The sequence below is a fragment of the Streptomyces yongxingensis genome, assembly GCF_055597465.1.
The window spans coordinates 1,801,291-1,813,951 of record NZ_CM145717.1; the positions used below are offsets into that span (position 1 = coordinate 1,801,291).

Genomic DNA, 12,661 nt, shown 5'->3' on the forward strand with positions numbered 1-12,661 from the left:
TACGATCCGCCCATGGATCCCCTTGGCGGCCCGCTCGGCGGCCCTCCCGTACTGACGCCGGAGCTGGCGCAGGAGATCGCCCGCGACATCGGGCGGATCACCGGTTTCAATGTGCTGATCACCGACCCCGAGGCGGTGGTCATCGGCTGTGGCGACCTCGCGCGCGTCGGCACCGTCCACGAGGCGTCCCTGGAGGTGGTGCGCACCGGGCGCCCCGCCACCCACACCGCCGAGCAGGCGGGCCGGATGCGGGGCGTACGGCCGGGGATGAGCCTGCCGATCACCGTCGGGGAGGAGGTGATCGGCACCGTCTGTCTGACCGGGGTGCCCGAGGAGGTGCACCGCTTCGGCCTGGTGGTGCGGCGGCAGACCGAGATCCTGCTGGAGGAGGCGGCGCTGCTGCGCTCGCGGATGCTCCATGAGCGGGCGGTCGACGACTTCGTCCGGGACATCGCGCTCTACGACCCCGAGGTGGTCGGCCCGGAGGCGGTGGCCACCCGCGCGGTCGAGCTGGGGCTCGCGCCCGGGGTGGCCCGGAGCTCGGTGCTGCTGGAGGTGCGCTCGGCGGGCGCGCCGGACCGGGCGGACGAGGACCCCGCGGCGGTGTCCCGGCTGACAGTGCTGCGGACGGTGCGGGAGGTGTTCCGCGACCGCCAGGACGTGGCGGGCGAGCAGACCGCGGGGCGGTACGCGGTGCTGGCCGCGGCGTACGAGGGGCGCGCGGCCCCGGAGCGGCTTCCCGAACGCTGCGAGCACCTGCTGGCGCTGCTCGCGGAGCGCCATGGCCTGGACGGCCGGATGGCCGTCGGCGAGCCGGGGGCCGGGGCGGCCGGGATGCACGGCTCCTACCGCGACGCGGCGACGGCACTGCGCACCGGGCCGGCGGTCTTCCCCGGCGAGCGGGTCTTCCTCGCCTCGGAGCTGCGGGTGCCGCATCTGCTGGGCTCGATACCGCCCCACGACCGGGCCCGGTTCACCGAGGCGGTGCTGGGGCGGCTGCGCGAGCAGCCGGACTGGCCGACGCTGCGGGAGACGCTGATCGGCTGGGCGGAGGGCGGCCTGTCGCTGGTCCGGGTCGCCGAGCGGCTGCACATCCACCGGAACACCCTGCTGTACCGGCTGGAGAAGATCGGGAAGTTGTCGGGCCGCCGGGTGCGCGAGCCCGGCCAGGCCATCGAGATGTATCTCGCCTCCCTCGCCGACATCCTCCGGGAGGGGGCCGGGTGACGTAGGCGGTCTCCGTTACGTGGCCGAAACCGGACGCCTCGGCGGGCGGGCCGACCCCCTCGACGCCCCGGCCGGTCGTGTCAACCTCCGACCGGCATAAGCCACCGTCACACCCCGTATGCGATCGGGACAATGCGTCACCACAAGACCGTCCGCAGGCAATAGTCTCGGCGTACAGGACGTGGCTGAGGAGGCGCCCATGGGGACCGGGGATCGCGAGCAGGCATACGCACGGGCTCGGCAGGAGGCCGAGCGGCTCACCGCGAACGGCATCCAGGCCATCGCGCTGACCTGGGTGGACAACGCGGGTCTGACCCGGGTGAAGTCCGTGCCCACCGCGCGGCTGCCCCATGCCGCGCGGCGCGGGGTCGGGATGTCCCCCGTCTTCGACGTCTATCTCGTGGACGACTCCATGACCACCAGCCGCCATGTCGGCGGCCCGGACGGGGATCTGCGGCTCCTTCCCGATCTGGACCGGCTCACCCCACTGGCCGCGCAGCCCGGCTGGGCCTGGGCCCCGGTCGACCGGTACGACCAGCGGGGCCGGGCGCACCCCGTCTGCCAGCGGCTGTTCGCCCGGCGGATGGCCGAGCGGGCGCGGGAGCGGGGGCTGACCGTGCGCATGGGGTTCGAGACCGAGTGGGTCGTCACCACGGGCGACCCGGACCAGGACCCGCCGCACTACCCCACCGCCGGTCCGGCCTACGGCATGGCGCGGGTGGTCGACCTCGCCGACTACCTCGCCGATCTGCTGGGCGCGCTGGACGCGCAGCACACCGAGGTGCACCAGCTCCATCCCGAGTACTCCCCCGGGCAGTTCGAGGTGTCCCTGGCGCCCACCGATCCGGTCGGCGCCGCCGATCTCGCCGTACTGGTACGGGAGACGATCCGGGCGTGCTCCGGACGCGCCGGGCTCAACCCGATGTTCGGCCCGGTGGTGGACCCGGGCGGGGTCGGCAACGGCGCCCATCTCCATCTGAGCCTGTGGCAGGGGGACCGCAATCTGTGCCGGGACGGCGACGGGCCGCACGGCATGACCGCGACGGCCGAGGCGTTCCTCGCCGGGGTGCTGCGCGAGCTGCCCGCCCTGCTCGCCATCGGCGCCCCCTCCCCCGCGAGCTACCTCCGGCTCGAGCCCTCCCGCTGGGCCGGGGCGTACCAGTGCTGGGGCCTGGAGAACCGGGAGGCCGCGGTGCGCTTCATCACCGGCGCACCGGACGACCCGGGCGCCTCCAACGCCGAGATCAAGTCCTTCGACCCGGCGGCCAACCCCTACGTGGTGGCGGGCGCGGTCATCGCCGCGGGCCTCGGCGGGATGGACTCCGGGCTCTCCCTGCCCCCGCCCGTCTCCGGGGACCCGGCCGCCGAGGGACGCGAGCGGCGGCTGCCCACCTCGCTGCTGACGGCGCTGGAGCACTTCGAGGACTCGACCGTGCTGCGCGAGGCGCTGGGCGATCCGCTCTTCGAGTCCATCGCCGCGGTGCGCCGGGCGGAGTCCGCCCTGTTCGAGAAGTCGTCCCCGCGCGAGATCGCCGTCGCGACCCGGAGGCGGTACTGACCGATGGAGGCCGCCGAGCAGACGGATCCGACCGAGCCGCCGCTGCCGCCCCTGGTGGACCACCACTGCCATGGGGTGGCCCGCTCCGAGCTGGGCTCGGCCGAATTCGAGGCGTTCCTGACCGAATCCGACGCGCCCGCCGCGCTCGGCACCACCTTCTTCGACAGCCAGCTGGGGTTCGCGGTGCGCCGCTGGTGTCCGCCGCTGCTGGACCTCGAACCGCACTGCCCGCCCGCCCCGTACCTCGCCCGGCGGCGCGAGCTGGGCGCGCGGGAGGTGACCCGGCGGCTGCTGAGCGCCGCCGGGATCAGCGAGTTCCTGGTGGACACCGGGCTGCCGGGCAATCTGACCACCCCTCAGGAGCTGGCCCTCGCGGCGGGTGCCACCGCGCACGAGATCGTCCGGCTGGAGCTGCTGGCGGAGCGGATCGCCGACACCTCGCTGACCGCCGACGACTTCCTGACCGGGGTGGCGGACGGGATCCGGGAGGCGGCCCGTACGGCGGCCGGTTTCAAGTCGGTGGCCGCCTACCGCTACGGCCTGGACTTCGAGGCCGATCCGCCGGGCCCCGGCGCCGTCCACACCGCCGCCGAGCACTGGCTGTCCCGGCGCGCCCAGGGCGGCACCGCCGCCGCCCGGGTCACCGACCCCGTGCTGCTGCGCCATCTGCTGTGGTCGGCGGCGTACACCGGGCTGCCGCTGCAACTGCACACCGGGTTCGGCGATCCCGATCTGCGGCTGGACCGCTGCGATCCGCTCGCCCTCACCGACTTCATCCGCGCCGTGCGCCCCACGGGCTGCACGCTGATCCTGCTGCACGGCTATCCGTACCACCGCGGCGCCGCCTATCTGGCCGCTGTCTTCCCGCATGTGTACGCCGATGTGGGGCTGGCCCTGTCGCACACCGGAGCGCGGGCCGGGGCCGTGCTCGCCGAGATGCTGGAGCTCGCCCCGTTCGGCAAGGTGCTCTTCTCGACCGACGCCTATGGGCTGCCCGAACTGTATGTGGTGGGGGCGCGGCTCTTCCGGGAGGCGCTGACCGGGCTGCTGACCCACTGGGTGGCGGAGGGCGCCTGGTCGCGCCGCGACGCCCGCCGGGTGGCGGCGCTGCTGGGCGCGGACAACGCCCGCCGCGTCTACGGCCTGGGCACCCCGGCCCCCCGCGAGGGGTAGGGGGCCGACGGATCGTGACGTCCGCGGCGGGCTGTTCCCCTCCCCGCCCCTTCCCGCGGCATCGATACGCGGCCCACCGCGTAGCAGGGCTCCGCCCCGGACCCCGGCCGGGGACCCGGAGACGCGCGGACGTCCGCCCGGTCATCCGCCGCGCCGGCGCGCCGACCGCGATCAGCCCGCCGGTGCGGGCATTCACGCCCTCACCGTCCGCCGCGAACAGTGCCCGCCCCGCAGACGCCCCGGCCCCCGCCCACCGGTCGGCCGCTCGATCACCGCGTCGCGGGTGGTGCGGTCGGCGCCCCGGCCGGTGAGCTGATCGCGGCGACGGTCGGCCCGTCGGCCACCGGGGTCCAGGGGCGGAGCCCCTGGCAGCGGGAAGGGGCGGGGAGGGGAAAGACCCGTCCGGCACCCCAGCCACCCCGATGCGGCGCCTCACCGGAACGCCCCACCCCCGGGGGCCCGGAGACCCACGGCGGCCGACGCGTACGGGCCTATGGGAGGGCCGGGGACACGCCGTCGCGGGCCGCCGCGCGCGCACGGGGGCGGGGCCCATGCCCGGCGCGCAGCGCATACGCAGTACCGTGCCCGGAACGTACTCGACCGTAACCGGAGGAGATCGCATGCGGATCGCCGGCACGACCGTCCTGCTCACCGGGGCCACCGGCGGCATCGGCCAGACACTGGCCCGCGCGTTCGCGGCCAAGGGCGCCAAGCTGCTGCTCACCGGGCGCCGCGAGGAGGTGCTGCGGCCGCTGGCCGAGCGGCTGGGCGGCCGGGCGATCGTCGCCGATCTGGCCGAACGGTCCGATGTGGAGCGGCTCGTCGAGGAGGCGGCGGAGGCCCGGATCCTGATCGCCAACGCCGCGCTGCCCTCCAGCGGCCCGGTCCTGGACTACCGGCCCGAGGAGCTGGACCGCGCCCTCGACGTCAATCTGCGCGCGCCGATACTGCTGTCCCGGCTGATGGCCCCGCGCATGGTGGAGGCGGGCTCCGGCCACCTGGTGATGATCGGCTCGCTGTCGGGCCGTACGGCCTCCCCCGGCGCGGCGCTCTACAACGCGGCCAAGTTCGGGCTGCGCGGCTTCACCCTCGGGCTGCGGCAGGACCTGCACGGCACGGGGGTCGGGGTCTCGCTGGTGCAGCCCGGATTCGTGGGCGACGCCGGGATGTTCGCCGACGCGGGAACGACCCTGCCCCCCGGGGTCCGCACGATCTCCACCCGGCGGGTGGCGGCCGCGACCATCCGGGCGATCGAGCGGAACCGGGCCGAGGTGAACGTGGCCCCGCTGGAGCTGCGCCTGGGCAGCGCCATCGGCGGGCTGTTCCCGAGCATCGCCGAGCGGGCCCAGCGGGGCGCCGGCGCCGGTGAGACATCCCGTCAGCTCGCCGACGGGCAGCGCGACAAGCGATAGCGCCCCGCACGCCCGGACGCCACGGCCCGGTGCGCGGGCGGTGTCATCGGCCTGTCCGTCAATGACCCGCCCGCGCACGGGTCATTGACACCGCCCAGCCCCCGTGCCAAAGTTTCGCGACCCTGGTCGACAACGTTGTCAGACGGAGGTGCGTCCCATGCGGTCGCTGATCGGTGGAATCCGTGCGCGCGCTGCGGGCACGGTCGCGGGCGTGATGACGGCGGCGCTGCTGGGCGGCGGTCTGCTGGGACCGCCGGGCGCGGCGGCCGCCCCCTCGGCCGCGTCCCCTCCGGCCGACCCCACCTCGCTGGTCCATCCGTTCGTGGGCACCGAGAACTTCGGCAACACCTTCCCCGGGGCGAGCGCCCCGTTCGGCATGGTCCAGGTCAGCCCGGACACCGGCGGCCAGGGCGGCTACGACTACGACCAGAACGCGATCCACGGCTTCAGCCAGACCCATCTGTCCGGGGTCGGCTGCGGGGTGGCGGGCGAGCTGCCCATCATGCCGACGACCGGCGCGGTCAACGACGTCGACCCGGACCACTACCGCTCCACCTACAGCCACGACGACGAGGAGGCCACCCCGGGCTACTACCGGGTGGGCCTGAAGTCCTACGGCATCGACGCCGAGCTGACCGCGACCCAGCGCACCGGCTGGCAGCGCTACACCTTCCCGGCCACCGGCGCGGCCAATGTGCTGTTCAACACCGGCAAGGCCAATCAGAAGGTCTTCGGCTCCGAGATCCGCGTGGTCGGCGACCGGACCGTCGAGGGCCGGGTGGAGGCCGGGAACTTCTGCGCCGGGAAGGACCGGCACACCGTCTACTTCACCGCCACCTTCGACCGCCCCTTCGCCTCCTACGGCACCTGGCGCGGCACCACCCCCACCCCCGGCTCCCGCGAGGCGGCGGGCGAGGGCGGCAACGGCGCCTGGGCCACCTTCGACGCGACCCAGGACCGGGACGTGGTGGTCAAGGTCGGGCTGTCCTACACCGGTCCCGAGGGGGCCCGGAAGAACCTCACGGCGGAGACCGGGGACTCCTACGACTTCGACGCCACCCGCGCCGCACTGCACGACACCTGGCGGAAGAAGCTCGACGCGATCCGGGTCGGCGGCGGCACCGAGGAGCGGCAGCGCGCCTTCTACACCGCGCTGTACCACGCCCAGTTGCACCCCAATGTGGCGGGCGACGTGGACGGCCGCTACACCGGCTTCGACGGCGCGACCCACACCGCCTCCGGCTACACCCCGTACCAGAACTTCTCGCTGTGGGACACCTACCGGCCGCAGAACCAGCTGCTGGAGTTGGTGGAGCCGGGGGTGGCCCGCGATGTCGCGCTGTCGGTGGTCGCCATCGGCCGGGACGGCGGCTGGCTGCCGCGCTGGGCACTGGCCAACAGCGAGACCAACATCATGACGGGTGACCCGGTGACCCCCTTCCTCGTCGAGGCGTGGTCCAAGGGCCTGCTGGCCGGGCACGAGGACGAGGCGTACGCGCTGCTGAAGAAGAACGCCACCAGCACCCCGCCCGCCGACTCCCCCTACAACGGCCGCTCCGGAGTGGACTATTACCGCGAGCTGGGCTACGTCCCCTCCGGGCTGAAACTCGGCACCGACTGCGCCGACAAGGGCGGTGACAACGACTGCGTCCACCCGGCCTCGGCCACCCTGGAGTACTCCGCCGCGGACGCCGCGCTCGCCCTGATGGCGCGCGGGCTCGGACACCGCGCCGACGCCCGGACGTTCGCCGAGCGCGGCCAGAGGTACCGCACGCTGTGGGACGCCTCGATCGGGCAGTTCCGGCCGCGCACGGCCGACGGCGCGTGGGTGACCCCGTACGACCCGGTGGAGGCGGGCCGGCAGTTCCACGAGGGCGGTGCCTACCAGTACCAGTGGCTGGTGCCGCAGGACCCGGCCGGGCTCGTGGGGCTGATGGGCGGCAGGAGCGCGACCGAGAAGCGGCTGGACGACTTCTTCGCCTACGGCAAGCTGCTCACCGACCCGGCGGGCACCGCCCGTAAGGACTGGATCTCCGCCCCGTACGACTACTACGGCAAGCCCACCTACAACCCCAACAACGAGCCCGATCTGCACGCCCCGTACATGTATCTGTGGGCGGGCGCGCCCGCGAAGGCGGCGACGGTGGTGCGGGCGGCGATGACCCTGTTCACCACCGGGCCGGACGGGATGACCGGCAATGACGACCTCGGCACCATGTCGGCCTGGTACGTCTTCTCCTCGCTGGGCCTGTACCCGACGATGAGCGGCGGGGACTTCCTCGCCCTGTCCAGCCCGCAGTTCTCCTCGGCGGTGGTCCGTATCGGGCACTACGGCACCCGGCAGGGCGGCACGCTCACGGTCACCGCGCCGGGCGCGAGCGACGCCAAGCGGTATGTCCGGAGCGTGTCCCTGAACGGCCGGAACGTGGCGCGGACGTGGCTGGACTGGGACCAGGTGGCCCACGGCGGAAAGCTGACCCACCGGCTGTCCACCGAGCCGTCGTCCTGGGGCACCGGCCGGGGCGCGGAGCCGCCGTCGGTGGGCGCCACCCGCGAGGGCTGATACCGGCCGGTTGTGGTGTAGGTTCTATGGCCCGCCTGGACACACGGGCCATGGGGGATGTGGTCGAGCGAGGGAGCGGTGTCCATGCGTGCTGTGGTGTTCGACGAGTTCGGGCGCCGGCCCGAGGTCCGGAGCGTCGAGGACCCCGCTCCCTCCCCGCGCGGCGCGGTGATCCGCGTCGAGGCCACCGGACTGTGCCGCAGCGACTGGCACGGCTGGATGGGGCACGATCCGGACATCCGGCTGCCGCACGTCCCCGGCCATGAGCTGGCGGGGGTGATAGAGGAGGTCGGCCCCGACGTCCTCAACTGGCGCCCGGGGCAGCGGGTCACCGTGCCGTTCGTGTGCGCCTGCGGGCGGTGCGCCGCCTGTGCGGAGGGCGCCCAGCAGGTGTGCGAGCGGCAGACACAGCCGGGGTTCACCCACTGGGGCTCGTTCGCCGAGTACGTGGCGATCGGACACGCCGATGTGAACCTGGTCGGGATACGCAACGAGCTGTCGTTCACCACCGCCGCCGGTCTGGGCTGCCGTTTCGCGACCGCCTTCCGCGCCGTCGTGGCCCAGGGCCGGGTGGCCCCGGGCGAGTGGGTCGCGGTGCACGGCTGCGGTGGGGTGGGGCTGTCCGCGGTGATGATCGCCGCCGCGGCCGGGGCCCGGGTGGTGGCGGTGGACATCTCGCCGCAGGCGCTCGCCCTCGCCGCCCGGTTCGGCGCGGCGGTGTGCGTGGACGTGGCGTCCACGCTGGGCTCGGTGGCGGAGGCGGTCGCGGACGCGACGGGCGGCGGCGCCCATGTCTCGCTCGACGCGCTGGGCTCCCCGCGGACCTGCGCGGCGTCCATCAAGAGCCTGCGCCGCCACGGCCGCCATGTCCAGGTCGGACTGCTGCCCCCGGCCGCCGGGACCCCGATGATCCCGATGGACCGGGTCATCGCGCTGGAGCTGCGGCTGCTGGGCAGCCATGGCATGGCCGCCCACGACTACGGCCCGATGATGGAGATGGTCGAGGCCGGTTCGCTCCGGCCGGATCTGCTGGTCACCGATGTCATCGGGCTGGACGCGGTCCCGGAGGCGCTGTCCACGATGGCCTCCGGCGGCAGGGGCGGAGTCACGGTCATCGAACCGCACCGCCCGCCCCTGGCCGGGGGCTGACGAACCGTCCCGGCCCTGGCAGGGAGGGCTGACGGACCGTCCCGGCGCGGTTCCTACGGCACCCACACCGTCCCGCCGGTCACCCGGATGCGGTCCCCCGCCGCCGGATCGGAGGCGATGTGCGGGACGTTGGCCTGGGTCAGCTCGGGGGCGTGTCCCGGCTCACCGCCGCGCGGCACCGTGCGCACGACCTGGCTGGGCGGTAGCTCGGCCCGCCCCCGCAGCCGTTCCCACATCAGATCCAGGCCCTGCTGGTAGTAGTAGCCGAGCGGTACGTACCGGTTGTCGAAGCCGGCCGCCAGGGAGTCGCTGTGGTGGGCGTGGGTGACCTCGACATAGCTGACGGTGCCCTGCCCGCCCCGAGTTCGGGAGTTGAGCCCGAGGTACGGCCGTGAGCTGTGGTTGACCGGCACCCTGGTGTCATCGCGGCCCTGCACGATCAGCGCGGGCTTGCCGTGCAGATCGCCGTCGCGCCGGGTCGCGTCCAGCCCCTCGGCGAGCCGTGCCGCCCAGTCCCGCTCGGCGCGCGGCGCCCCGGTCCGTGGGAAGGCGAGCCGGTAGACGCAAGCCTCTCCCCGCAGGTTGTAGTCGTGCTCGCCGCCGGGTCCGACGGAGCGGGCGTCGGCCACGGGCCCGCCGGGCGAGTTCTCGTCGATCAGTACGCCCGGGGCGGGCGCCCGGCCGGAGCTGGTGCCGAAGGCTCCGGCCAGCTCCGCCCGGCGGTACGGCACCGGGGTCCCGGAGGAGTCGGTGCGGGCCCAGCCGTAACCGCACAGCGCGTCGTCGACCGAGGCGCGGGCGAAGCTCATCGCATAGGAGGCGGGGGTCTGCGGGTCGTAGTGCGAGACCTGGAGATACCCCGACTGGGGCTGGAATCCGGCGCGTACCAGGGCGTCCTGGGCGAGGCGCGGCAGCCCGTCCGGACCCGCCCGCTCGGCGTCCCGGCGCGGGATCAGCCGAGGGTCGTCGCCGACGAGGGCGGCGCAGCGGCGCCGCGCGGCGGACACGTCCAGGCCCGTATAGCCGGGCGCGGTGGGCTCGGTGAGCGCGGCACACGGCTGGAGGAGTGAGGCCAGCGCGTTGTACCGGATCAGGGGCAGTCCGGCGGCGGGTACGGCCCGTCCGCCCTGGCGGACCCGGATCCCGTCCAGTGGGGCGAGGTTCATCTGCGGTTCGGAGGCCACGACCGCGTCGATGAGCCCGGTGCGGTCGGCCTCGCCCGCGGCGACGGCCGCGCCGCCGCCGTTGGAGACCCCGGTGGCCAGGACCGTGGTGGAGGCGGGGGTGTAGCCCGCCGGGGGCGCTCCGTCGCGCCAGTCGCGGCTGAGGACGGCGAGGGCCAGCCGCACCGAGCGCAGCACATCGCGTCCCCAGGTGGCCTGCGGATTCGTCCCCGAGTGGGCCATCTTGTAGGCGACGCGGTAGGGGCGGTCCGCGTCGAACCGGGCCCGCTCGGCCTCGCTCAGCCCGGCGTCGAAGGCGGTACGGCCGCGCAGTTCCGCGCGTGGGCCGGTGGTTCCGTCGTAGGCCATGACGGTGCCCGAGTGAAGGTCGTCGAAGGCCGGGCCCATCCCCTTGTCGGTGTAGGCGACCGCGCAGCGGTGGTGCAGACCCCAGGCCCCGGCGGTGCCGACCATGCTGTAGACGCCGCCGAGCCCGGTCGCGGGCGCGGCGACGACGCACGGCCGGGCGCGGTCGATGTCGTCCGGGACCTGGACGACGAAGCTCACGCTGTGGGCGCCGGTGCCCGCCACGGCCCGGTACTCGACGCCGGCGACCTTGCCGTCACCGGGCACCGGCCGGCCCCGGTCGACATCGGGCCCGTACAGCCGCCCGAGGCCGCCGCCGGAGCCCGCGGACAGCCCGGCCGAACCCCAGATGGCCTGGCGGCGCAGCTCGGCGGCGGTGGGCCGGTCGGGGTCGGCGGCCCGCGGCATCGGACCGCGCAGCCCGGTGAAGCCGAGTCCGGCGGTGAGCAGATCGTCGCTCCTCCCGTCGTAAGCCCGCGCCGTCAGCTCGCTGATGAAGGAGGGGAGAGCGGACGGCCCGGGGCCGGCGGCGTGTGCGAGCGGGGTGGCGAGGGCCGCGGTGAGGGCGATGGCCAGGGGCAGGGCGGACAGCCGGGGTGCGGACGGCATGGACGGGTCCTCACTGATCGGAGCGGGTCAGAGCGGCAGGGCGCCCGTCGCGAGGGCAGCGGCGGTCATCACCAGCGTGGTTCCGAAGGCCCAGCGGAAGAGGAAGCGCTGGTGCTCCCCGAGCTGTACGCCGCTCATGCTCAGCAGGATGAAGGTCGCGGCGGTGAGCGGGCTCAGCGGGAAGCCGGTGGTCATCTGGCCGAGGACGGCCGCGCGGGCGATCTCGGCGTGGTCGGTGCCGAAGGCGTCGGCGGTCCCGGCGAGCACCGGCAGCACCCCGAAGTAGTAGGCGTCCGGGGTGAGGACGAGGCTCAGCGGCATGCTGGTGACGGCCACGAGCACCGGCAGATGTCCGCCGAGCCCGTCGGGGATGATGTCGACCAGCGCCTCGGCCATCTTCCCGATCATCCCGGTGCCGCCGAGGATGCCGGTGAACACCCCGGCCGCGAAGATCATGGTGATGACGAGCACCACGCTCTTGCCGTGCTTCTCCAGCAGCTCCTGCTGGTCCTCCCAGCGGGGGTGGTTGACCAGCAGCGCGAGGACGAAGGCGAACACGAAGAGCACGGGCAGCGGCATGGCCTCCAGCACCAGGCAGACCAGCAGGACCACGGTGAGCAGCAGATTGAAGACGGTGAGCGCGACACCGGGGCGGGCGACGACCCGGGGGGTGCCGGGGCCGTCCCCGACCGCCACCTCGGCACGCGGGGCCGACTCGAGGGCGCCGAGCCGCCGCCGCTCACGGCGCCCGATGAGGTACGCGGCGAGCAGCACCCAGGCGATACCGGCGGCGAGGGCGGGCAGCAGTGGCGTGATGATGTCGGAGGTGTCGATCTTCAGGGCCGCGGCGGCGCGGGCCGTCGGCCCGCCCCACGGGATCATGTTCATCACGCCCGCGCCCAGGCCGACCACCCCGGCGAGCACCAGCCGGCTCATCCCGAGCCGCTGATAGACGGGGAGCAGCGCGGAGATGGTGATGAGGAAGGTGGAGGCGCCGTCGCCGTCGAGCCCGACGCACACGGTCAGAACGGCGGTGCCGACCGTGATCCGTACCGGGTCGTTCCTGGTGGCGCGGAGAATGCCGCGGATCAGCGGTTCGAAGAGGCCCGCGTCGATCATCAGGCTGAAGTAGAGCACCGCGAAGGCGATCATGATGCCGGTCGGGGCGACCTTGGACAGCCCGTCGAGCGCCATCGGGCCCAGCTCGTCGCCGTATCCGCCGATGACCGCGGTGACCACGGGCGTGACGACGAGGGCGACCAGCACCGAGACCCGTTTGGTCATGGTGAGCAGCAGGAAGCCGCCGATCGTGCAGAACCCCAGTGCTGCCAGCATGGTCGCTCGCTTCCTCGTCCGGTCGGGTGCTGCCGAAGAGTTTCCGAGCGGGGAAAGATCCGCGTCCAGCATCGAACACAGATCTATCCATGCGTTTCGCGCAACA

At 74.0% G+C, this 12,661-nt stretch carries 8 protein-coding genes; 6 read left to right on the plus strand and 2 right to left on the minus strand.

Annotation, left to right across the window (positions count from 1 at the left end; translation table 11 throughout):
- Window positions 1-12: 12 nt before the first annotated feature.
- From ACZ6TD_RS07080 to ACZ6TD_RS07105, 6 genes are all read left to right on the plus strand, one after another.
- Window positions 13-1,227, plus strand: a complete 1,215-nt coding sequence (locus ACZ6TD_RS07080) for a CdaR family transcriptional regulator (protein WP_471351665.1) — start codon at window positions 13-15, stop codon at window positions 1,225-1,227.
- A gap of 199 nt (window positions 1,228-1,426) precedes the next feature.
- Window positions 1,427-2,785: a glutamine synthetase gene (locus tag ACZ6TD_RS07085; protein WP_471351667.1), complete on the plus strand. Its 1,359-nt coding sequence runs from the start codon at window positions 1,427-1,429 to the stop codon at window positions 2,783-2,785.
- Between the two features lie 3 nt (window positions 2,786-2,788).
- Window positions 2,789-3,958 carry an amidohydrolase family protein gene (locus ACZ6TD_RS07090; protein ID WP_471351668.1) on the plus strand — a complete coding sequence of 390 codons (1,170 nt, stop codon included), beginning with the start codon at window positions 2,789-2,791 and terminating at the stop codon, window positions 3,956-3,958.
- A gap of 620 nt (window positions 3,959-4,578) precedes the next feature.
- Window positions 4,579-5,370: an SDR family NAD(P)-dependent oxidoreductase gene (locus ACZ6TD_RS07095; RefSeq protein ID WP_471351669.1), complete on the plus strand. Its 792-nt coding sequence runs from the start codon at window positions 4,579-4,581 to the stop codon at window positions 5,368-5,370.
- 157 nt (window positions 5,371-5,527) lie between these two features.
- Entirely contained in the window at window positions 5,528-7,933 is a 2,406-nt protein-coding gene (locus tag ACZ6TD_RS07100) for a GH92 family glycosyl hydrolase (RefSeq protein WP_471351670.1), read from the plus strand.
- An 84-nt stretch (window positions 7,934-8,017) separates the two neighbouring features.
- The gene (locus tag ACZ6TD_RS07105) at window positions 8,018-9,082 is read left to right on the plus strand and encodes a zinc-dependent alcohol dehydrogenase family protein (RefSeq protein ID WP_471351671.1); all 1,065 of its coding nucleotides are present in this window, start codon (window positions 8,018-8,020) and stop codon (window positions 9,080-9,082) included.
- 53 nt (window positions 9,083-9,135) lie between these two features.
- Here ACZ6TD_RS07105 and ACZ6TD_RS07110 read toward each other — a convergent pair whose 3' ends face one another.
- Both ACZ6TD_RS07110 and ACZ6TD_RS07115 read right to left on the minus strand, forming a co-directional pair.
- Window positions 9,136-11,220, minus strand: coding sequence for a 3-hydroxybutyrate oligomer hydrolase family protein (locus ACZ6TD_RS07110; protein ID WP_471351673.1), 2,085 nt, complete (start codon window positions 11,218-11,220; stop codon window positions 9,136-9,138).
- 27 nt (window positions 11,221-11,247) lie between these two features.
- Window positions 11,248-12,555: a CitMHS family transporter gene (locus ACZ6TD_RS07115; protein WP_471351676.1), complete on the minus strand. Its 1,308-nt coding sequence runs from the start codon at window positions 12,553-12,555 to the stop codon at window positions 11,248-11,250.
- Window positions 12,556-12,661 lie beyond the last annotated feature (106 nt).

Coding starts and splice junctions, on each gene's coding strand:
- ACZ6TD_RS07095 (WP_471351669.1), top strand. CDS start 4,579: ATGCGGATCGCCGGCACGACCGTCCTGCTCACCGGGGCCACCGGCGGC.
- ACZ6TD_RS07100 (WP_471351670.1), top strand. CDS start 5,528: ATGCGGTCGCTGATCGGTGGAATCCGTGCGCGCGCTGCGGGCACGGTC.
- ACZ6TD_RS07110 (WP_471351673.1), bottom strand. CDS start 11,220: ATGCCGTCCGCACCCCGGCTGTCCGCCCTGCCCCTGGCCATCGCCCTC.
- ACZ6TD_RS07080 (WP_471351665.1), top strand. CDS start 13: ATGGATCCCCTTGGCGGCCCGCTCGGCGGCCCTCCCGTACTGACGCCG.
- ACZ6TD_RS07115 (WP_471351676.1), bottom strand. CDS start 12,555: ATGCTGGCAGCACTGGGGTTCTGCACGATCGGCGGCTTCCTGCTGCTC.
- ACZ6TD_RS07105 (WP_471351671.1), top strand. CDS start 8,018: ATGCGTGCTGTGGTGTTCGACGAGTTCGGGCGCCGGCCCGAGGTCCGG.
- ACZ6TD_RS07090 (WP_471351668.1), top strand. CDS start 2,789: ATGGAGGCCGCCGAGCAGACGGATCCGACCGAGCCGCCGCTGCCGCCC.
- ACZ6TD_RS07085 (WP_471351667.1), top strand. CDS start 1,427: ATGGGGACCGGGGATCGCGAGCAGGCATACGCACGGGCTCGGCAGGAG.